The sequence below is a fragment of the Paenarthrobacter sp. Z7-10 genome (assembly GCF_026932795.1).
Taxonomy (GTDB): Bacteria; Actinomycetota; Actinomycetes; order Actinomycetales; family Micrococcaceae; genus Arthrobacter_M.
Genome location: NZ_JADPVH010000064.1, coordinates 1 through 20,768, shown reverse-complemented (window position 1 = coordinate 20,768; position 20,768 = coordinate 1). Strand labels below are relative to the sequence as shown.

Here is a 20,768-nt window from a genome sequence, read left to right as displayed (position 1 = left end):
CGCCGGGACCGCCACCTCCTGGCTGCGGATCCTCACCGACCCCGAAAAAGGCACCATCCTCTCCATCGGCCGCAGCAGCTACCGCCCACCCGCGGACCTGCAACGCTGGATCGAACTCCGCGACCAAACCTGCACCGGCATCGGCTGCGACAAACCCGCCCGACTATGCGACATCGACCACACCATCCCCTACCACCGCCGCACCTACACCCCCAACGGCACACCCCTGCCCCTGGGCGAAACCAACCACGACAACCTCGGAGCACGCTGCGGCTACGACCACCACCTCAAAGACGACCCCCACACCCGCTGGACCACCACCCAACCAACCCCCGGCACCTTCACCCACACCTCACCCACCGGCCGCACCTACACCACCCACCCAGAACCCCCACCCTTCTGACCAACGACCCCCATCTTGGCGTTAACGTCTACTGGGGTTAACCCTGGGCCTGGCCTGTCTAAGATGGTCTGGTGTTCCGCATCCTCTTTTACTCCCCCGAGATCCCCGGTAATACGGGTAATGCCATCCGGTTAGCTGCTATTACCGGTGCCCAACTACACCTCGTTGAGCCGCTGGGGTTCGAGCTGGAGGATTCGAAACTGCGACGGGCAGGATTGGATTACCACGACCTGGCGGTTCTGCACGTGCACAAGAACCTCGCTGACGCCTGGAATGCTCTTCAGCCGGAGCGTGTCTACGCATTCACCTCCGACGGTGAGAAACCGTATGCTGAAGTGCTGTACAAGCCGGGCGACGTTCTGCTCTTCGGTCCCGAATCGGTAGGGCTGCCCGAGGCTGTGAAACGGGACAGCCATGTCACTGCGCGGGTTCGGCTGCCGATGCTGCCGGGTCTGCGCTCGCTGAACCTCGCGAATTCTGCTTCCATCGCCGTTTATGAGGCTTGGCGGCAAAATGACTTCGCCGGCGCACAACTCTAACCATCTGAGGAAGCAAATGATGTCAGCACGTGATCCTGGTCTAGCCTTTACCGACGGCGCTCTGGAGTTCGAGGCATGGTCCGAGAACTTGTGGGATCCCATCGGACGGGACGTAGCGGCCGCGGCGGAGCTGCTGCCGGGCGAACGGGTGCTGGATGCCTGCTGCGGCACCGGTGCGGCCACTCTCCCGGCGGCAGCAGCTGTAGGGTCCCAAGGCACTGTGGATGGTGTGGACCTGTCCACCGGACTACTTCGGCTTGCTGGAGCCAGGGTTGCTGAGCACCGGCTGCTGAACACCACTCTTACCGAGGCCGACGTTACCCGGTGGCGGGGCCACCGGATCTTTGACTCTGTGCTGTGTTCGTACAGCATGTTCTTTTTTGGGGATATGGAAGCCGGAGTCGAGCATCTGGCCAGCATGCTCCGCCCGGGTGGGCGGCTTGTTGCCAGCACTTGGGCAGAGGGGGCCCTGGAACCTTTTGCCCAGCGCATTCTGGCCGCTGCCATCACCGAACGCCCGCGTTTGAACGATGTAGTGCCGCTGCCGAACCGAAATATGAACAGGATTTCCTCTGCACCGACCCTCAAAGCATGGCTCGAGGACCGCGGTCTGGTGGACGTATCGGTGGTGGAGCATCCTCTCCGGCTGACCGTGGATGACGAGATGGCGTGGACCCTGGTGATGGGCAGCGGCTGGCGGACCCTGCTGCCCCGTGATCCGGAAGCCATCTCCCGCGTCCGAAAACTGTTCGTGCGATCCGTGGGACCGCAGGTCGAGATGAATTCCGATACTTTGATCGCCGTCGGACGCCGCCCGTAGGCAGACTGGCGCAGTCTCACGTCATCTCGGGGACCGGCGTCAAAGACAGTTTCGACCGGCACCCATCCAACCCGCAAGCGCCTCCGAATACCCATTGAGAGCAGACAATCGGGCCAGTAACGGAGAGCGGTGAGCAGATGGGGACCAGCGTGGCTCACCAGGCGCTCCAGTGTTACGCAGCCATCAGCAGCAGAACGAGGTTCAACACTTCCTATAATCCACAGCGCATCGCCGGCAGGAGCCTATGCTTAGAGGCAATGGAAACTCCAAAAAGTACCCAGTTCCCTGTTTCCGGCCAACCGCCTCAGTCACCCACCGGTGCTGGCTCGGAGGACAGGGACATGCTTGTCGGGCTCATCAAACTGACAGCCGAAGGGGATCAGTCTGCCTTCGCCCGGCTGTACCACCTGACCGCCAAGCGTGTCTATGGCATGGCGCGCAGAGTGCTGATTGACGCGGAGTTGGCTGAGGACACCACGCAGGAGGTCTCTCTGCAGGTCTGGCAGTCGGCGGCGAAGTTTGATCCGGCTGCCGGAAGTCCGCTGGCCTGGTTGATGACGATCGCGCATCGCCGCGCGGTCGACAAGGTACGGTCCACGCAGAGTTCCACCAACCGGGAGGCTCGCTATGGCGCCACCAGCCAGGTAATCGAGCACGACGACGTCGTCGATACAGTAACGGGGCAGATGGAAGCCGAGTCTGTGGTCCAGTGCCTCGATACATTGACGCAAACCCAACAGGAGTCCGTCAAACTGGCCTACTACGGCGGCCTGACCTACCGTGAGGTCGCCGAAAAGCTTGGTGCCGCGGTACCAACGATCAAGTCCCGAATCCGGGACGGACTATTGCGATTAAAGAATTGTCTGGAGGTGAGTTGAGATGAACGACGAAAATAAAAACAAGCAGTTCGCAGAGATTATCCAAACCGATCTGGCCGAAGGCCGGGTACTGGAATTGGCAGAGGTGTACGCCTTAGATGCTGTGAGCGAAGAGGAGCGCGCCGATATCGAAGAGTACATCTCAGCCGCCCCACTGCCCCTGCAGCGTGACTTCACCGTCCGCCTCCGCCAAGCCAGGGAGACCTTGGCCACAGCCTTTGCGACATCCCAAGTTGAGCCGCCGCCGGATTTGCTGGCAAAGATACTTTCCGCTTTGTCTGCTTCGTCTGCGGAAGCCCCGGACGCTGCCCTTGCGGCTCCGGTCACCGACGCTCCCCGAGCTGCGGAGGCCAACGTTTATTCCGGAACCGCTCCGGATTCGGACGCAGATCAGCTGGACGAATTCAGTGCGCGCCGGGCCCGCAAGACCCAGCTCCATGGACCGTCGACGGGACGGCGCTGGCTTATCGGCGCGGCCGCGGCCGCGCTGATCGCCGTCGGCGGCGTCGCAGTGGGATCAACAGTTCTCAGCAATCAGGATCCCACGCACCAAATTCTCAGCGCATCGGACGTGCAGACCAAGAAGGTTGACATGCCCGGTGGTGGCACGGCGACGTTGGCGATTTCGCATGCGCAGGATGCTGCAGTGGTCACCATGAATTCAGTATCCGCACCTCCGAGCGGCAAGGTCTACCAGATGTGGCTGCTTCCCAAGAACGGCACAGCGCCGATTTCGCAGGGAACCATGGACGCGGAAGCTCTGTCGCGGGCCGCCACGATCGAGGGTGTCGACGCGGCCGCAGCCTTCGCCATCACGGTGGAGCCGGCGGGTGGGTCCGTTTCTCCGACGCTGCCTCCTGTCGCGGCGGTGCCCCTGAACAGCTGAGCGAGCCTCGGACGTAGAGCTGAATCCGTCACGGACGGGCCGGTTTGGGTGCGCCCTGGCCCGCACTTGACCTTTCCGCTGCGTCAACTTCTACAGTGGGTTGTATGTCCGGACGGTCCGGACATACAACCTGACGCAGGTTGTGAACGTCGCAGACAGCAGCCACGGGAGTTACTCGTGACCAATTCCAGTTGTGGCGGGAACGGTCCAGGCGACGATTTCTCCGCTGCAGCGGAGAAGCGGCCAACCTGTAGGTCGGTTCCACAGGTCAGGAGCGTCGGCGCTTGATCTCGGCCGTCGCCTGCGGCAAGACGCTGAACAAGTCGCCCACAATGCCCAAATCGGCTATTTCGAAGACCGGCGAGTCGGCATCCTTATTGACGGCGACAATCAGCGTGGAGGTCTGCATGCCCGCCTTCTGCTGAATGGCACCGGAGATTCCTGCGGAGATGTACAGCTGCGGGGAAACCGTCTTGCCGGTCTGGCCAACTTGGGCGGAGTGCTCGATCCACCCTGCGTCCGTCGCGGCACGGGAGGCTCCGACGGCGGCGCCGAGGGCATCAGCCAGTTCCTCCACCGGCGTGAAATCACCGTTGACTCCCCGTCCGCCCGCCACAACGATCCGGGCCTCGCTAAGGTCCGGACGGCCGCTGATGGGCCGCGCGGTCCGCTCCACGATGCGCGTTCCCAGGCTGGCCGGGCCGAAGGAGACCTTGACCGTTTCCACCGCCGGAGCAGTGGCGTGCGCGGCCTGCTCCGGCGTCACGCTGTTCGCCTTTACCGTGATAACGGCGACGGACGTCGTCGCCCTGGCCTTGACCAGGTATGAGCCTGCCAGCACGGCTTTTTCCGCCAGCAGAGCCCGGTCCAGCCCAATCGCGTCCGTGACCACACCGGCGGAAAGGGCGACACCAAGGCGGGCGGCGATTTCCTTGCCTTCGGCGCTGTTGTCCAGCAGCACTGCCGCAGGAGAGATCCGAGCGGCAACCTGGGCCAGGAAATCGGCTTTCGGTGCGACCAGATACTCCCGCAGCTCGCTTTGTTCGCATTGGAAAATCTGCTGCACGCCGTGCGAGCCTAACGCTGTCCTGACTTCCTCTGACAGCGGGCCGGACGCGGCTACGATGGGTTCACCGACCACCCGGGCCAGTGTCAACAGCTCCATGGACATTTTGGACAATCCCGCGGTGGGGGTGCCGGTGCCCGCGGCATCGGGGCTGGCATCAGAGCCGGCGGGAAAATCAATATAAACGAGAACTGCAGACAAGGTGTGTCCTTCCGTGTCTAGAGAAGCTGGTGGTCAGCGAGGAATTCCACGAGTTGAATGCCGGCGTGCCCTTCGTCAGTGATGATGGTGCCGGCGGTGCGCGGCGGTCGTACGGCGGCAGATTCGACGACGGTCCATGAACCGGCAGTGCCCACGTCCTCACCGGCGACACCGATGTCAGCAAGGCTCAGGGTCTTAATGATCTTCTTTTTCGCCGCCATGATGCCTTTGAAGTTCGGATACCGGGGATGATTGATCTGGTCCGTCACCGAAACAACTGCCGGTAAAACAGCTTCCACCACGTCGGCATACGTGTCACCGTCACGGCGCGCCACGGCCTTATGCGAGTCCCCTTCGGAGATGACCTCCAAGGATGAAGCAAAGGTTACTTGCGGCAGCTCCAGCCGGGCGGCCAGCTGCGCCGGGACCAAGGACGTTTCCCCGTCCGTGGATGTCAGACCTGTCAGCACCAGGTCCACCGGACCCAGATGCCGGATCAGGGCGGCCAAGGCCAGCGACGAGGCGGCGGCGTCTGAGCCGGCCAGAGCCTGGTCGCTCAGATGCACACCTTGGTAGGCGCCAATCTGCAGCGCCTTCTTCACTGCTGCCACCGCTGCCGCCGGGCCCATCGTTACGGCGGTCACCATATTGCCTCCAGCTTCGCCGCCGCGGGCTTCGGCCAGCTGCAGAGCCGCTTCGAGTGGGTATTCGTCGAGCTCGGACAGGATGCTCTCGGCGCGGTCCAAAGTGTTGCCCTCACCCAGGCGACGATTCAACTGCGTATCCGGTACGTGTTTAACCAGAACCACGATGTTCAGGGCTGCTGCGCCCGAGCCTGCCCCCGATGGAGCGGCAAGTTCCACTGAAGGCGCGTCCGGTACAGATCCATTGACTGCTGAATTTTCCACTGCTGCCCTTCGTCCTGACTCGTTCGCTCTCCTGCGCACGTGGTCAAGATGCCGGTCCGCCAGCACGCACAATCGAGCTTAGTAGGTAATGGCGGCGGCCCGGACACTGTGACGGTAGGTCCCCCTGCTGGCCGGATCCTTCCATTGGCTCCCTTTGCCGATTCCCGCTGTTCCGGCCGGTGGGGACAGCGGAAAGGCAGTGGAGGCGCTCCCGCTGGGGAACCGCTCCCACTGCCCTTCAGTGTTACAAACGCTCAGCCGTTTACTGGATCAACCCACCTGTGCTGCACCCAGCGTCACATCGAGGGACTGCTGCTGGCCTCCCCGCATCAGGGTGACCTTCACGGTGGCTCCGGCGGCCTGTTCGCGGACGGCAGCCGTGAGCTCCGAGGCATCGGCGATGCTGCGGGTTCCGAACTTGGTGATGACATCTCCAACCTTCAGTCCGGCCTTCGCCGCCGCCGATTCTGGAGTTACCTCGGCAACCTCGGCCCCGACCGTAAAGGTGGAGGAATCCGCGTTTGTACCGGCGTGCTTCGGCTTGACCGCAACCCCCAATTGGCCGTGGGTGGCTTTGCCGTTGGCAATGATCTCCTGCGCTATGCGCTTGGCATTGTTGATCGGGATGGAGAAGCCGACACCGATATTTCCGGTCTGCGTCGAGGCCGACGACGACGAGCCCGCCGAAGCGATGGCCACGTTGATGCCGATGATCTGACCTTGGGTGTTGGTCAGTGCCCCGCCGGAGTTGCCGGGGTTGATGGCGGCGTCTGTCTGGATCACATTAAGGTTGACAGACCCTGTTGCGGCTTGGTTGGAGCCGTTGGATCCGTCCGGCGGAGCGAAGTTGAAGCCCTGTCCGCCACCGCCTTGAGGCGAATCGCTCTGCGACTTGGGCACGGCCGACGACGCCACCGCGATGGTGCGGTTCAGCGTCGAAACGATGCCGTCGGTGACGGTGCCGCTGAGTCCCAGCGGCGCGCCGATGGCGATCACGGTGTCACCGACGTTGATCTTGCTGGAGTCCCCGAGGGCGGCCGGAACGAGGTCCTGAGCGTCAATCTTGATCACGGCCAGATCCGAAAGCGGATCCGTGCCTACGACCTTCGCGGGATAAACCTTGCCGTCGTTGGTGCGGACCTCGATGGTGGCGTCCGCGGCGGCCCCGTCAAGAGTGACGACGTGAGTATTGGTCAGAATATGGCCACTCTTGTCCAAGATGATGCCCGAGCCGGTGCCACCGGAGTTTCCCGCGGTGGCGGAAATCGTCACAACGGACGGGGAAGCCTTCTGTGCCGCCGCTGTCACCCCGTTGACATCGCTGGTGTTGTTGACGATCAGCGGAGCTGTCTGCGAGCTCTGAACGGAACCGGCCGAGGCGCCTTGTCCGTCGTTGAGCAGGAGTGAGGTGCCCGTGGCTGCGCCACCACCAATGAGCGCCGCGGCCACCATGCCGGCAACGAACATGGGAGCACCGACTCTCTTCTTTTCGCGGCGCGGAGCGGTGCCCAGCGGCGCATTGGTTCCCGGCGTGCTGGTTGCATACATGCCGTACTGCGGAGCCGGCTGACGGTGCTGGCCGTAGCCGGAATCCTGCTGGCCGTAGCCTTGCGGCTGCTGGCCCTGCCCCGGATCCTGCTGGCCGTAGTCCTGCTGCTGGCCATATTGCTGCTGACCGTAGGTCTGCGGGGCCTGCTGGGGTGCCCGAGGGGGCTGCGGTGGGATGCCTGAAGCAGCCTCGTGGCGCTGGTTCCACCATTCGTGCATCGGCTGCGTTGGATTGGTTGCGGGAAGGTTTTCGGTCGGGTTCACGGCTCCGGATCCGGCCGCTTCCTGACTGCTCTGCGCGCCATCGCTCATGCCGGCGCCGTTGTGGCTGGTGCCGTGGCTTGGGCTTTCGGAGTCGGACGGAGCCGCGGCTTCCTCTGGCCGGCCGTTGTCCGCGTTGAATCGGACGCCGCTCTCCTCGTTGGACGGCTCATGGCCGCCAAGGCCGGACGGGCCACCGTTGTGCTCGCTCATTGGTCTTCCTTCCTTTTCGATTACCTTAACTATGAAGCCATTCTCTGGTGTCTTGACGAACGTTCGCTGGAAGGTTGCTGTGAATGGGAGCGGCAATGGACGGGTCGAAGTGGCGGCCATAGAATCGAAGGAACTGCCACGGCGGCCTGCGTCGGTATCGCATACCTTCTCAGGGCCGTAAAGAAGTGGGCCGCTGCTGCCTTGACCGAGGCGTTCCCCGCACGGTCAGGCGGATACATCCTGAAGGGTTTCATATGCGCTCCGGATCCGGGCTGTTCAAACAAATTCTAGCGGCCGTGGGTCTGCTGGCGTTCCTGCTGGTGCCCGCTGCGGCGGCCCACGCCGAACCACCGGTGAGTATTCCGTCCGGCCAGTACATTGTTGATGACGCCGACGTGTTGGGGTCCCGCACGGGGGATGTCAAGGCCGCCATTGACAAGCTGGGACAAGACCACGGCTACACGCTTTTCGTTGTGTATGTGAAAAGTTTCGACTCGATGAGTCCCCAAGCATGGGGTCAGCAGGTGGTTGGCAGCAAAAACATGGGTCCACACGATGCCTTGCTGGCGGTCGCCACCGAAGGTAAGCAATACACCCTTCTGACCAGCAATGATTCTCCGATTACAGCCAAAAAACGCTCCAGCATCACCACAAATGCCATTCTTCCCCAGCTCAAGGGCGGTGACTGGGCGCAGGCCGCCATTGATGGAGCAGCGGCACTCGGTGATGCTGCCGGCGGCGGCAGCGGAACCGTTCCGAATCCCACCAGCGGATACGTGGCGCTGGGCATTCTTGCCCTGGTGCTGATCGGTGGAGTTGCGGCGGTGCTGATCATTCGCAGCCGACGCCGGAAGGCGGCGCAGGTGGCCACAGCATCCGGCTATGGACCCAATGGCGAGCAGCTGGATCCAATGGCGGGTATCAGCATTGCGGACCTGCGCACTCGTGCCGGTTCACTCCTCATCGCAGCGGACGACGCGATCAAGTCCAGTGAACAGGAGATCGGTTTCGCCCAGGCCGCGTATGGCGAGGTGGCCGTGAAACCCTTCCAGCGGGCGTTGGCGGAGGCAAAGGGACACCTGAGTGAGTCCTTTAAGCGTCAGCAACAGCTCGACGACGAAGTCCCCGACGCAGTGGAGCAGCAGCGCGCCTGGTACGGCGAAATCATCCGCCGGTGCGAGGCGGCCAATGCGTCGCTGGCGGAACAAAAAACCAGCTTTGACGAATTACGCGAGCTCGAGCGCAATGCCCCGGCGGCTTTGGCGGCCGTTTCCCAGGGCGCAGCGGACTCCGAGGCGAAAATCGGCCGGGCCGAGGAGAATCTGACGCAGCTCCAGAGCCGCTACGCGGACGCGGCTTTGGAAACGGTAACGGACAACATCAGTCAGGCCCGGGAGCGGCTGGAGTTCGTTCGGACCGCCTCCAGCACGGCTGAGGAAAAAATATCCGCTTCCGATACCAGCGCTGCGGCGGTCGCCGTGCGGGCGGCTGAGGAGAGCTTGCACCAGGCGAATTTGCTGCTCGATGCGGTGGGAAAGGTTTCCGCCGATCTGGACAAGGCAGCTGCGGCACTCCAGGCGGCGGTCAAGGACGCCAGCTCCGACTTGGCACAGGCGAAGGCTGTCGCAGCCGGCAGTGCCGACAACTCCGGCTCCAACAGCCAGTACGGCGCGGTGGTGGCTGCCGCCGAAGTGGTCCTGAACCGGGCCCAGCAGGCCATGAACTCCGGAAAAGTTGATCCAATCGGCACGCTCCAAAAAGTTCAGACCGCGGACGCGACCCTTGACTCCCTGCTCACCGGTATCAGGGACCAGCAGCAGCAAGTCCAGCGGGCAAAGGGGAACCTGCAGCAGGCGCTGTCATCGGCTCAGGCACAGATTTCCGCCACCCAGGACTACATTGCGGCGCGCCGGGGCGGCGTAGGGGCGCAGGCACGGACGCGCATTGCCGAGTCCCAGCGCAATCTGGATTACGCGCTGTCGATCCAGGGCAGTGACCCGGTCTCGGCTCTCACCTATGCCCAGCAGGCGCTCTCGCTCGCACAGCAGGCGGCCCAGCTGGCGCAGACCGACGTTTCCGGTTTCGGCATGGCAGGCGCCGGATATGGGGCAAACTACGGTGGCTACGGTCGGCGCGGCGGTATGGGAGGCGGCTTCGGCGGCGCCATCCTCGGAGGCATCCTGGGAGGCATGCTCACCGGTGGCCACAACAGCTGGGGCGGCGGTGGGTTCGGCGGCTGGAGCTCAGGCGGGGGCGGCGGGGACTTCGGCGGTGGCGGAGGAGGTTTCGGTGGCGGTGGCGGCTTCGGCGGCGACAGCGGAAACTTCTGAAAAGACCCAGCAATAGCCAAGCCCCGCGATTTTTGGCAGGCTGGTGACGGAAGGCTGCTGACAGAAGGCTTATGGCGGAAAACTGCAGACGGCAGGCCCAGGAAAGACAGTCTAATTTGGGCGGCAACGAGGTGAACCACGTCCCGGGCGAACGCGCTCAGGATCAGGACGAAAGGTAGAACGATGGCAAAGCAGTCCATTTTTGGCCGTATTGCGCAGTTGACCAAGGCGAACATCAACGCCCTGCTGGACCAGGCCGAAGATCCCGAGAAGTTGCTGGATCAAATGGTGCGCGACTACACCAACAACATCGCCGAGGCGGAATCCGCGGTGGCGCAGACCATTGGGAACCTGCGGATGCTCGAGGAGGATCATCAGCAGGACCTCAAATCTGCTCAGGACTGGGGATCCAAGGCGCTGGCGGCCAGTCGGCGGGCCGACGACTTCCGGTCCGCCGGGAATGCCGCGGACGCGCAGAAATTCGATGACCTTGCCAAGGTTGCCCTGCAGCGCCAGATAACGGCTGAAAATGAGGCGAAGTCGGCGGAACCAACGATCACCTCCCAAACCGACGTGGTTGACAAGCTCAAGACCGGTTTGACCCAGATGAAGGCTAAATTGGGTGAGCTCTCCAACAAGCGCAATGAGCTGGTGGCGCGGGCAAAGTCGGCCCAGGCCCAGTCCCAGGTGCAGGACGCGGTCAAGAGCATCGACATCATGGACCCGACCAGCGAAGTGAGCCGGTTCGAAGAGAAGATCCGCAGGGAAGAGGCCAGGGTCCGGGGACAGGCGGAGCTGTCCGCCTCAAGCCTTGACGCGCAGTTTGAGAGTTTGGAGGATCTGGGCGAGCAGACCGAGATCGAGGCGCGGCTGGCAGCTCTGAAATCCGGCGGCACGCCGACCGTGGCGATTGGTGCCGGCCCTGCCGGGAATGGAAAAACCTCATCGGCCGTCGACGAGGCGGAATTCGACAACCTTTAGGCAGGAATCTGCCGGGCCGCCGCACCGCGGCCCGGCAGAGCTACGCCTCGCCGACGCCAAGGCGGCGCAGGTAGGCGGCGTCCCGCAGAAGCTGGGCGGGACTGTCGTCCGCCACGAACTCAAGCAGAACGTCCAGATTCCGGCCGGTGGAGCGCAGTGCGCCGGAGGCCTCGTGCCACAGCTGGCTGCGTCCGGACAGGGGCAGCCGTTCCGTTTCAGGCCACCAGGAGAAGGCATGGACGCCAATCACGTGCGCCAGGATTTTATGCAGGGAGACAAGGGCTTCCTGGTCGGGCATGCCGACCGGCGGCTGCCAGTATGTGCCGATGTTGGCACAGCCGACCCGCTCCAGCAGTTCCAGTGTCGATTCCGCGGAGTCCGTCAAGGTGCCGCCGTGATATTCGAACGCCAAATCCATCTCGTGGACGGCAGCCAGGCGGCCGATGCGGCGAGCGTCCGCAACCACAGCGGACCAGATGTCCGGCCCCGATTGTGCGGAGCCCATGTCACCGGCCCACACCCTGATGCGAGGCGCGGCGGCCGCCCGGGCGATGGCCAGCACCGCGTCGAAATCCGCTGCGCTGCCCACCCGATAGTAGGAGCCCAGGGAGAGTACCCGCAGGCCGGCGGACACCGTCGCCCGGGCCGCCCTGACTGCGTCGACAGTGTCCCGCAAATGCACGTCAGTGCCCCATTCAATCCCGGCCAGGCCGGCAGCGGCCGAGGCTTCGACCACCTGCTCAATGCTGTCTGCGCGCAGGGTGACGGAACAGACGCCGGGAGTCAGTGTGCCCGCTGGCAGGTCTGACACGGTGGCACGGCTGGCTAGAGCGGACAAGGGAACGATCAGCTGCTTTCACGAGGTACGGGAGACCATTTCACCCTATGGGCAGCGGTGTGCGTGCACAACGGTGCCGGAAGGAGCTTGCCGCTGCCCCGTTGCGTGCAATCCGCCTTGGACCCCGTTCGCCGGGTAGGTTGAAGCCATGGGTAATTCGTTGGTGTGGCTCCGGGACGATCTGCGTTTGACCGACAACCCCGCCTTGGAAGCCGCCTGCAGCCGCGGCGGCGACGTGGCAGTGGTGTATGTACTGGATGAGGAGTCCGAGGGAATCCGCGCCCTCGGCGGCGCGGCCAAATGGTGGCTGCACGGATCACTGGAAAAGTTCGCAGCAACACTGGCCCGGCTGGGCGCGCCACTGATCCTCCGCCGCGGGCCGGCGGGTCCTGTTCTGCGGGAACTGGTAGCGGAGCTGGAGGTGGACTCCGTCTTCTGGAACCGGCGCTATGGTCTGGCGGAGCGCACCGTCGATGAAGAGTTCAAAACCTGGCTGCGGGATTCCGCCATCGCGGTGCAAAGCTTCCAGGCTAACCTGCTCTTCGAGCCATGGCAGGTGAGCACCGGTGCGGGTGCGCCCTACAAGGTGTTCACGCCTTTCTGGCGCGCCTGCACCAGCGCCGGCGAGCCGCGGCTTCCGCTGCCGGCGCCGGAGCGGATCAACGGGCTGGACGCTCGCTCCGACCCGCTGGAGGCTTGGAATCTGCGCCCGAACGCCCCGGACTGGTCCGGTGGCCTGGCCGCCGAATGGACTCCCGGCGAAACCGGGGCCCACGACAGGCTGGCCGATTTTGTGGACCGCAACGCGGACGGGTACGCACTCGGCCGGGAGCGTCCCGCTGAGCCTGCCACCAGCAAGCTCTCACCACACCTGCGCTTTGGCGAGATCAGTCCGTTCACCGTCTGGCAGGCGCTGCGCGGGCTGCCGGGTGCAGCCGAGGACGTTCGAAGCTTTCGCACCGAGTTGGGCTGGCGGGAATTCTGCTGGCAGCTGCTGTATTTCAACCCCGAGTTGGCGACAGTAAATTACCGGCCCGAATTCAACCACTTCCAGTGGGACACGACCTCGGCCGCCACACCGTCGGACTCCACGCGGAGCTGGCAGCGCGGTCGCACCGGCTATCCGCTGGTGGATGCCGGCATGCGGCAATTGTGGCAAACGGGCTGGATGCACAACCGGATCCGGATGGTCACCGCTTCGTTCCTGGCGAAAAACCTGCTGACCGACTGGCGGGTGGGCGAGCAATGGTTCTGGGACACATTGGTTGACGCGGATGCGGCCAGTAATTCCGCCAACTGGCAGTGGGTGGCCGGCTCGGGCGCCGATGCTGCACCGTATTTCCGCATCTTCAATCCCGTCACGCAGAGCAGGAAATTCGATCCGGAGGGAACGTATTTGCACCGCTTCCTGCCGGAGCTCGCCGCGGCCGAGGGCAGGATCGTGCACGAGCCGTGGACAGACCCGGCCGTCGCGCCCGCCTACCCTTTGCCCGTCGTCGAACTCGGTCCCACCCGGCAGCGGGCCCTGGCCGCCTACGCGGCGATGAAGGCCGCCGCCGCCGCGGTCGATGACGATTAGCCCAGCGGACCGGCGCCCTGTAGCATAAGAGGCACGTAGGGGAGTATCCGTTAGGCTGTAGACGTCAACACGTGGGTCAACGAAGATCTGCCGGGTGCAGCGGCCAGCACAATTGTGAACTGGTTGGAGAGACTTATGGGAATCCCATCTGTCCCCATCCTACGAAAGCAGCCACCGTGACTGTCTCTCCCCTTATTTGGGCCCTCACCATCGCCCTGATCCTGGCCCTGCTGGCCTTCGACTATTTTTTCCACATCCGCAAGGCCCATATTCCCACCCTCCGGGAAGCCGCGCTTTGGTCCGGTATCTACGTTGGCCTGGCTGTGCTCTTCGGAATCGCTTTGCTGATCTTTGGCGGCGGCGAGCTGGGAGCTGAGTATTTCGCCGGCTACGTCACCGAAAAAGCCCTCTCGGTGGATAATCTTTTCGTCTTCCTGATCCTGATTGCCAGCTTTCGGGTTCCGCGCGAGGACCAGCAGAAGGTTCTGCTCTTCGGCATTGTGTTTTCCCTGATCGCCCGCACCGGGTTTATCTTCCTGGGTGCGGCCCTGATCAATTCCTTTGCTTGGGTCTTTTACCTCTTCGGACTGATCCTGCTGATCACGGCCGGCAATCTGCTCAAGCCCGAAGCGGAGGACGAGGACGATGCCGACAATTTCATGATCCGGCTGGCCCGCAGGGTGCTGCGCACATCGGAGCATTTCGACGGCGACAAGTTGTTTACCGTGCAGAACGGCAAACGCGTCCTGACCCCGATGCTGCTGGTTATGGTGGCGCTGGGCGGAACGGACATCCTTTTCGCGCTGGATTCCATCCCGGCCATCTTCGGCCTGACCCAGAACGTCTACGTGGTCTTCACCGCCACCGCTTTTTCGCTGATGGGACTGCGGCAGCTGTACTTCCTCATTGACGGACTGCTGGACCGGCTGATCTACCTCTCTTATGGTCTCGCAGCTATCCTGGCCTTCATCGGTGCCAAGTTGGTTCTGCATGCCCTGCATGAGAACAATCTGCCCTTTATCAACGGCGGTCAGCCGGTCCCCGTGCTGGAGATCAGCACCGGGTTGTCACTGACGGTGATTCTCGGGGTCCTGGCGGCCACAGTGATCGTGTCCCTGCTCAGCCCGGCGGGCAAGGTCCAGGCTGCGGTGTCCGGAATCAGGCACCACGCCACCGAATACCTGGATCTGACGTACACCTCCGATAGCGGCGAACGTGAGCGCATCTACGGGCTGATGATTGCCGAGGACGAGCGGATCAGCGCGATGCCGCTCAAGCACCGGGACAGGGTCAAGGACATCGGGCAGATCCGCAGTCTGGTGGCGCAGGCCCGGACGGAGCACCAGAAGTTCCTGGCGCAGTAGCCCGGACCGCCCCTCCGCAACCGTTGTGGTTGCGGAGGGGCTGAACTAGGCCTTGCCGACTTCAAGTTCGACGACGGCCCAGGACAGCGCGGGCAGGCTCAGCCGCAACTCCGAGCCGGCGGCCTTCACACCCTGCAGCGGGGCCAGGCCCACCTGCTCCCCCACCCGCGCGTTGTTCGTCGCCAAGCGGTCCTTTCCCTCCGGGACAGCGAGCACCTCGGCGCGGGTGACGCGGCCGGCCTCGAATCCGCGCAGCGCAACCTCCACCTCCGCAGCCTCCGCCAGCGAGCGGTTGGCCAGGAAGAAGGCCATCCGTCCGCTTTCCTCATTCCAAGTGGCGCTGACATCGACCAGATCTGTGTCGCCAAAAAGCGCCGTGGCGGTTTTGTCCGAATCGACAGCGGTCCGCAGGATCTGGCCCCTGGCCAGTTCCGCCATCCGGGCGAAGGGGTGAAAGATGCTCTGCCGCCAGGCCGGTCCGTTCTCCTCGCTGCGGATCGGGGCAATGACGTTAACCAGTTGAGCCTGATTGGCAATCTTCACCCGGTCCCCATGGCGCAATAGCGAATTCAGCAGGGTTCCGACGACGACGGCGTCGGTAACGTTGTATTCGTCCTCAATTACGCGCGGGTGTTCGCGCCAACCGGCCTTGGCGACGGCGTCGGGCTGATCGTCGGTGCTCAACCCGCGCTGATACCATACGTTCCACTCGTCAAAGGACAGATTGATGTGCTTCTTGTGCTTGCCGCGGGCACGCACGGCGTCGGCGGTGGAGACCACGGATTCGATGAAGTAGTCCATGTCGACCGCACTGGCCAGAAAACTGGCCGCGTCGCCGTCGTGCTCCTGATAATAGGCATGCAGCGAGACGTAGTCCACCTCCTCGTAAGCGTGCGCCAGCACGGTCTGCTCCCAGGCGCCGAAGGTCGACATGGAGGAACTGGAGCTCCCACAGGCCACCAGTTCGATGTCCGGGTCCACGAACCGCATCGCCTTGCCGGCTTCCTGCGCCAACCGGCCGTATTCCGCAGCGGTCTTGTGGCCGATCTGCCAGGGTCCGTCCATTTCGTTGCCCAGACACCAGAGCTTAATGTCGAACGGATCCTTGTGCCCGTTTTTGGCCCGCAGGTCCGACAGGTAAGTACCGCCGGGATGGTTGGCGTATTCGACGATTTCCCGTGCGGCATCCACGCCCCGGGTGCCGAGGTTGATCGCTTCCATGATCTCGGTGCCGGCCTGACGGGACCAATCCACGAATTCGTGCAGGCCGAAGGCATTCGTTTCGAGCGTGTGCCAGGCGCCATCCAGGCGCCGTGGCCGGTCCGGCACGGGTCCGATCCCGTCCTCCCAGTTGTAGCCGGAAACGAAGTTGCCGCCGGGGTAGCGGACCACCGTGGCACCAAGCTCCTTGACCAGCTTCATCACATCCTGGCGAAAGCCGTGCTCGTCTGCCTCCGGATGGCCGGGTTCGTAGATCCCGGTGTAGACACAGCGGCCCATATGTTCGACGAAGGAGCCAAATAGGCGGCGGGGTACCTCACCGATGGTGAAATCGCGGTCAATGCTGATCCTAGCGCGGGACATGATGGTGCTCTCCTTGGACATTATTGTGGCGCAGTGACAAATTACCGCTGCGCCGCAGCACCACCGACGGAAGGGCGCCGCCGATCATGAATGCTGCAAGAGACGCCGGGTTTGAGGCGCGCACCGAACGAGGCCTCTGTTACATCTGAGTGAACGCCGCGGTTGCCGGATCGGATCCACCGCGGGTGCCGGCTTCCAGCGCGCTGACGGAGGCCAGTTCCTCCGCCGTCAGGGTGAGGGCCGCGGCCGCGAAGTTCTGCCTCATCCGTTCTGAGTCGGCAGACTTGGGGATAACGATGTTGCCCGAACCAAGGTGCCAGGACAGCACGATCTGGGCGGGGGTGGCGTCGTACTTCTGCGCCAGCGCGGCGAGTACTTCGGAGTCGAGGTCCCGGCCCTGTCCCAGCGGACTGTACGCCTCCACGGCGATGGAGTGCGACCGGCACTTGGCCGCCAGATCCGCCTGCTGGAAGGTGGGATGCAGTTCAATCTGATTCACGGCCGGCACCACGTCAGCGGCTGCCAGCAGCGCGTCTACATGATCCGGCAGGAAGTTCGAGATCCCAATCGCCCTGACCTGGCCGTCAGCGTAAAGCTTTTCCATGGCCTTCCACGCCTCCACATACTGATTCGCGGACGGAACGGGCCAGTGAATCAGGTACAGGTCCACGACATCCAAGCCCAGCGCGCTGCGGCTGTTGGCGAACGCCTCGGCAGCGTTGCCCTGCTCACCATTGCGCAGCTTGGTGGTGATGAAGATGTCCTCCCGCGGGATACCGGAGGCGGCAATTGCCGCTCCGACGCCGGCCTCATTGCGGTATGCGGCGGCGGTGTCGATATGGCGGTATCCCGCGGCCAGCGCGTCTTCAACCACCCGCTGGGTCTCCTCCGCCGGTATCTGAAATACTCCGAAGCCCAACTGCGGGATGGTGACCGAGTTATTCAGGGTCAGCTCGGGGATGTTGCGCGTCGTAGTCATGTTTGTGCCTCTTTCGTTAGTACACCTTGGTCTCCGCTCCAGCCTAGCCATTCGAACTGACAGTCAGGTACCCGCGGGGAGTCCCAGCGCTTCCTAGGATTCACAGACCCACCCTCGCCCCTATGTGTGGGGCTGGCAGCGAGGCAGAATGGAGGTATGGGTCAAAGTGCAGAGTTCGGCAGATTCCTCAAGGCAATGCGGGCCCGTCTCTCGCCGGAGGATGCTGGCGTCGACGACGGCGCCTCGGCACGGCGGGTTCCGGGGCTGCGCCGGGAGGAAACTGCCCGGCTGGCGGGTGTGAGCACCGACTACTACACCCGGTTGGAGCAGGGCCGGCATATCCATCCCTCCCGTGCCGTGCTGGAGTCCGTGGCCCGGGCACTGCGGCTGGATTCCGGCGAACGGGCCCACATGATGGATCTGCTGCAGACCTGTGCAGGCGCCGACCGGCCGGCGGCGGCAGCCCAGCGTGTGCGTCCCGCATTGCGCCAGCTTCTGGATGCGGTGGGGGATGTACCGGCCATGGTCCTGGGACGGCGCTCTGACATCCTTGCCGCGAACCGGATGGCGAGGCTCTTGTTTGCAGATTTCCCCGCGATGGCGCCCACCGAACGTAACCTGACCCGCTGGCTGATCCTTGACCAGGGCGCCAAGGCACTGTTCCGGGACTGGAAGGCCGTGGCCGCGGAGGCCGCTGGGGCGCTGCGGGTGGATGTTGGACGGCACCCCAACGACCCCCAGGCCAATCAGCTGGTGGGTGAACTGGCCGTCTGCAGTGACCATTTCCGCCAATGGTGGGCCGGCCACAAGGTGGGAACCCGATCCGCCGGCACGCTGCGGCTGGAGCATCCAACGGTCGGCGCGCTGGAGCTGGAGTTTGAGAACCTCCTGCTGCCGGAGGATGCAGACCAGAGCCTGCGGATCTATTCCGCCAAACCCGGCTCCCCCTCAAGCGACGGGCTGAAACTGCTCAGCAGTTGGGGTGCAGGCAGCCATGACGCCGATGTCCAGCGGCCACGTCCGTCCGCAACCGGTGCAGCCGGAGCAAGCGGCGGAACCGGGGCAGCCGGCGCAACCGGAGCAGCCGGCGCAAGCTCGGAAGACGCCGTCGGCCGCTGAAAACTCTAACTGCTGTCCTGAACTCCCGAACTGCAATCCGTTTAGCCGCTTAGCCGTCCAGGCGTCCAGCCATTAGCCGTCTTGCCATACAGCCGATTACCCGGCGGACATCGAACAGAAGGAAGCCACTGACATGCAATACACGCACTTGGGCCGCTCCGGCCTTTCCGTATCCCGGCTGTGCCTGGGCACCATGAACTTCGGCCCGCAGACCGAGGAGTCCGACGCCCATGCCATGATGGATTCCGCGCGCGCCTCGGGCATCAATTTCTTTGATACGGCCAACGTTTACGGCGGCGAAGAGCACCGCGGCTGGACCGAGGAGATCGTGGGCCGCTGGTTCGCCCAGGGCGGTGACCGGCGCGAACACACGGTGCTGGCCACCAAGCTCTACGGCACCATGACGAACCGGCCGAACGAGTCCAAACTCTCCGCGCTGAACATCCGCCGTGCCCTGGACGCCAGCCTGAAGCGGTTGCAGACAGACTACATCGACGTCTACCAGTTCCATCACGTGGATCGGGATACCCCCTGGGACGAAATCTGGCAGGCGCTCGAGGTGGCGGTGCAGCAGGGCAAAGTGCTGTACTCGGGCAGCAGCAACTTCGCCGGCTGGCACATCGCGCAGGCACAGGAAGCCGCGGCCCGGCGAGGCTACAACGGACTGGTCAGCGAACAGTCCATCTATAATTTGCTCACCCGCAACGTGGAGCTTGAGGTCATTCCAGCGGCCCAACAGTATGGCTTGGGCCTGATTCCATGGTCGCCGCTGCACGGCGGACTGCTCGGCGGAGTGCTCAAGAAGGAGCGGCAGGGTGTGCGGCGCGCCGAGGGCCGCTCGCTGGAAACGCTCAAGACCCATCGGGACCAAATTGAGCAATACGAGTCCTTCGCCGATGATCTGGGCCATGAGCCCGGCGACGTGGCGCTCGCCTGGCTGCTGCATCAGCCCGCCGTGACCGCTCCGATCGTGGGTCCGCGCACGCAGGAGCAACTCGATGCCGCACTGCGGGCGCTCGACGTACGGTTGGATGAGGGTGCACTGTCCCGCCTGGACGAGATATTCCCGGGTCACCGGACCGCTCCGGAAGACTACGCCTGGTGACGGGGTTGCGGCTGCTGTTTATCGGCGGCACCGGCATCATCAGCACCGCTGCGGCCGAACGCGCCGTGGCGTTGGGACATCAGGTGACGTTGCTCAACCGGGGAAAGACGGCCAAACGGGCCAGGCCGGAGGGAACTGAGGTGCTGCACGCCGATGTGCGCGACGCCGCCGCGGTGCAGGAAGCTTTGGGGAACCGGCAGTTTGATGCCGTAGCGGACTTCCTGGCCTTCACCCCGGAGCACGCCGCAGCGTCTATTGAGCAGTTCCGCGGCAGGACAGAGCAATACGTTTTCATCAGCTCCGCCTCGGCCTACCAGAAGCCACCCTCACGGTTGCCGATCCTGGAATCGACGCCGCTGCGCAACCCCTTCTGGCAGTACTCCCGGGACAAGATTGCCTGCGAGGATATGCTCATGCACGCCTACCGCGAGGACGGCTTTCCGGCAACGGTGGTGCGTCCGTCCCACACCTATGACCGGACTGCGGTCCCGCTGAGCGGCGGCTGGACGGACATCCATCGGATGCGGCAGCAGTTGCCGGTGCTGGTGCACGGTGACGGCACATCGCTGTGGACGCTCACGCACAGCCGGGATTTCGCCCACGCGTTCGTGGGGCTGCTTGGGCGGCCGCAGGCGGTGGGTGAAAGTTACACCATCACCTCGGATGAGTTCCTGCCCTGGGACCAGATCTACCGGCTGCTGGCCACAGCGGCCGGCGTTCCGGAGCCGGAGCTGGTTCATGTCGCCTCCGAGACGATTGCCGTGCACGACGGCGAGCTGGGCCCTCCACTGCTGGGGGACAAGGCCCACTCTGTCATCTTCGACAATGCCAAGATCAAGGCACTGGTTCCCGGCTACTGCGCGACAATTCCGTTCTCCGAAGGTGCCCGCGAAATCCTTGGCTGGCATGACTCGCACCCCGAGTCGCAGGTGATTGATCAGGGCTTTATGGACCTGTCCGACGCCCTGATCAGCCGGGCGCGGCACCAATCTGCTCAGTGAGCCCGCCCTCCCGGTGAGCAGGGCGAGTTCTAGCGAACGTTGCAACACCCCCGACTAATCGGGAGTTGCAGCACCCATGGAATCAGCAGCAGTAAGTAGTTCATCGTTTTTGGGGAAGGGTTCGTCTTTTACGCAAGGGTCGGGTTTCCCGGTCAGGTCACGTCC

17 protein-coding genes and 1 pseudogene are annotated in these 20,768 nt (G+C 63.7%); 12 read left to right on the top strand and 6 right to left on the bottom strand.

What is annotated here, in order from left to right; all coding sequences use genetic code 11:
• The 5 genes and pseudogenes from IV498_RS15980 to IV498_RS15960 all read left to right on the top strand — a co-directional run.
• Window positions 1–403 (top strand): annotated as a pseudogene (locus tag IV498_RS15980) (hypothetical protein); the annotation flags it as partial.
• Between the two features lie 71 nt (window positions 404–474).
• Window positions 475–942 carry a tRNA (cytidine(34)-2'-O)-methyltransferase gene (locus tag IV498_RS15975; protein ID WP_269048082.1) on the top strand — a complete coding sequence of 156 codons (468 nt, stop codon included), beginning with the start codon at window positions 475–477 and terminating at the stop codon, window positions 940–942.
• A gap of 16 nt (window positions 943–958) precedes the next feature.
• Window positions 959–1,762: a class I SAM-dependent methyltransferase gene (locus IV498_RS15970; RefSeq protein WP_269048081.1), complete on the top strand. Its 804-nt coding sequence runs from the start codon at window positions 959–961 to the stop codon at window positions 1,760–1,762.
• Between the two features lie 137 nt (window positions 1,763–1,899).
• Complete coding sequence (gene sigK / locus IV498_RS15965; RefSeq protein WP_330059754.1) at window positions 1,900–2,640, top strand: ECF RNA polymerase sigma factor SigK; 741 nt, start codon at window positions 1,900–1,902, stop codon at window positions 2,638–2,640.
• Between the two features lies 1 nt (window position 2,641).
• Window positions 2,642–3,526, top strand: coding sequence for an anti-sigma factor (locus tag IV498_RS15960; protein ID WP_269048079.1), 885 nt, complete (start codon window positions 2,642–2,644; stop codon window positions 3,524–3,526).
• 268 nt (window positions 3,527–3,794) lie between these two features.
• Here the strand turns inward: IV498_RS15960 and IV498_RS15955 are convergent, their stop codons facing one another.
• From IV498_RS15955 to IV498_RS15945, 3 genes are all read right to left on the bottom strand, one after another.
• Window positions 3,795–4,793: an electron transfer flavoprotein subunit alpha/FixB family protein gene (locus IV498_RS15955; RefSeq protein WP_442951366.1), complete on the bottom strand. Its 999-nt coding sequence runs from the start codon at window positions 4,791–4,793 to the stop codon at window positions 3,795–3,797.
• Window positions 4,794–4,810: 17 nt separating this feature from the next.
• Window positions 4,811–5,611 (bottom strand): electron transfer flavoprotein subunit beta/FixA family protein, encoded by an 801-nt coding sequence (locus tag IV498_RS15950; protein WP_269048083.1) that lies wholly within the window; start codon window positions 5,609–5,611, stop codon window positions 4,811–4,813.
• Between the two features lie 360 nt (window positions 5,612–5,971).
• Complete coding sequence (locus IV498_RS15945; protein WP_269048078.1) at window positions 5,972–7,723, bottom strand: S1C family serine protease; 1,752 nt, start codon at window positions 7,721–7,723, stop codon at window positions 5,972–5,974.
• Between the two features lie 254 nt (window positions 7,724–7,977).
• Between IV498_RS15945 and IV498_RS15940 the strand changes: the two genes are divergently transcribed.
• Both IV498_RS15940 and IV498_RS15935 read left to right on the top strand, forming a co-directional pair.
• Window positions 7,978–10,053: a TPM domain-containing protein gene (locus IV498_RS15940; RefSeq protein ID WP_269048077.1), complete on the top strand. Its 2,076-nt coding sequence runs from the start codon at window positions 7,978–7,980 to the stop codon at window positions 10,051–10,053.
• Between the two features lie 183 nt (window positions 10,054–10,236).
• Window positions 10,237–11,034 (top strand): PspA/IM30 family protein, encoded by a 798-nt coding sequence (locus IV498_RS15935; RefSeq protein WP_269048076.1) that lies wholly within the window; start codon window positions 10,237–10,239, stop codon window positions 11,032–11,034.
• A gap of 40 nt (window positions 11,035–11,074) precedes the next feature.
• Here IV498_RS15935 and IV498_RS15930 read toward each other — a convergent pair whose 3' ends face one another.
• Entirely contained in the window at window positions 11,075–11,845 is a 771-nt protein-coding gene (locus IV498_RS15930; protein WP_269048075.1) for a sugar phosphate isomerase/epimerase family protein, read from the bottom strand.
• A gap of 175 nt (window positions 11,846–12,020) precedes the next feature.
• On the opposite strand from IV498_RS15930, the gene IV498_RS15925 reads away from it, so the two are divergent.
• Window positions 12,021–13,451, top strand: coding sequence for a cryptochrome/photolyase family protein (locus tag IV498_RS15925; RefSeq protein ID WP_269048074.1), 1,431 nt, complete (start codon window positions 12,021–12,023; stop codon window positions 13,449–13,451).
• Between the two features lie 176 nt (window positions 13,452–13,627).
• On the top strand, window positions 13,628–14,815 hold the full coding sequence (locus IV498_RS15920; RefSeq protein ID WP_269048073.1) for a TerC family protein: 1,188 nt from the start codon (window positions 13,628–13,630) through the stop codon (window positions 14,813–14,815).
• Between the two features lie 45 nt (window positions 14,816–14,860).
• Here IV498_RS15920 and arfA read toward each other — a convergent pair whose 3' ends face one another.
• Together arfA and IV498_RS15910 are read right to left on the bottom strand one after the other, a co-directional pair.
• Entirely contained in the window at window positions 14,861–16,399 is a 1,539-nt protein-coding gene (arfA, locus tag IV498_RS15915; RefSeq protein ID WP_269048072.1) for an arabinosylfuranosidase ArfA, read from the bottom strand.
• 139 nt (window positions 16,400–16,538) lie between these two features.
• Window positions 16,539–17,378, bottom strand: coding sequence for an aldo/keto reductase (locus tag IV498_RS15910; protein WP_269048071.1), 840 nt, complete (start codon window positions 17,376–17,378; stop codon window positions 16,539–16,541).
• A 156-nt stretch (window positions 17,379–17,534) separates the two neighbouring features.
• Here IV498_RS15910 and IV498_RS15905 point away from each other — a divergent pair, with 156 nt between their 5' ends.
• The 3 genes from IV498_RS15905 (at window position 17,535) to IV498_RS15895 (ending at window position 20,603) form a co-directional block, all read left to right on the top strand.
• Entirely contained in the window at window positions 17,535–18,497 is a 963-nt protein-coding gene (locus IV498_RS15905) for a helix-turn-helix transcriptional regulator (protein WP_269048070.1), read from the top strand.
• A 133-nt stretch (window positions 18,498–18,630) separates the two neighbouring features.
• Window positions 18,631–19,602: an aldo/keto reductase gene (locus tag IV498_RS15900; protein WP_269048069.1), complete on the top strand. Its 972-nt coding sequence runs from the start codon at window positions 18,631–18,633 to the stop codon at window positions 19,600–19,602.
• Window positions 19,599–20,603, top strand: coding sequence for an SDR family oxidoreductase (locus IV498_RS15895; RefSeq protein WP_269048068.1), 1,005 nt, complete (start codon window positions 19,599–19,601; stop codon window positions 20,601–20,603). Before IV498_RS15900 ends, IV498_RS15895 begins: the two co-directional genes overlap by 4 nt.
• Window positions 20,604–20,768 lie beyond the last annotated feature (165 nt).

What these genes read in the sequence shown, in the direction of transcription:
- IV498_RS15970 (WP_269048081.1), top strand. Translation starts at nt 959, where the DNA reads ATGATGTCAGCACGTGATCCTGGTCTAGCCTTTACCGACGGCGCTCTG.
- sigK (WP_330059754.1), top strand. Translation starts at nt 1,900, where the DNA reads ATGGGGACCAGCGTGGCTCACCAGGCGCTCCAGTGTTACGCAGCCATC.
- IV498_RS15960 (WP_269048079.1), top strand. Translation starts at nt 2,642, where the DNA reads ATGAACGACGAAAATAAAAACAAGCAGTTCGCAGAGATTATCCAAACC.
- IV498_RS15945 (WP_269048078.1), bottom strand. Translation starts at nt 7,723, where the DNA reads ATGAGCGAGCACAACGGTGGCCCGTCCGGCCTTGGCGGCCATGAGCCG.
- IV498_RS15940 (WP_269048077.1), top strand. Translation starts at nt 7,978, where the DNA reads ATGCGCTCCGGATCCGGGCTGTTCAAACAAATTCTAGCGGCCGTGGGT.
- IV498_RS15935 (WP_269048076.1), top strand. Translation starts at nt 10,237, where the DNA reads ATGGCAAAGCAGTCCATTTTTGGCCGTATTGCGCAGTTGACCAAGGCG.
- IV498_RS15925 (WP_269048074.1), top strand. Translation starts at nt 12,021, where the DNA reads ATGGGTAATTCGTTGGTGTGGCTCCGGGACGATCTGCGTTTGACCGAC.
- arfA (WP_269048072.1), bottom strand. Translation starts at nt 16,399, where the DNA reads ATGTCCCGCGCTAGGATCAGCATTGACCGCGATTTCACCATCGGTGAG.
- IV498_RS15910 (WP_269048071.1), bottom strand. Translation starts at nt 17,378, where the DNA reads ATGACTACGACGCGCAACATCCCCGAGCTGACCCTGAATAACTCGGTC.
- IV498_RS15905 (WP_269048070.1), top strand. Translation starts at nt 17,535, where the DNA reads ATGGGTCAAAGTGCAGAGTTCGGCAGATTCCTCAAGGCAATGCGGGCC.
- IV498_RS15900 (WP_269048069.1), top strand. Translation starts at nt 18,631, where the DNA reads ATGCAATACACGCACTTGGGCCGCTCCGGCCTTTCCGTATCCCGGCTG.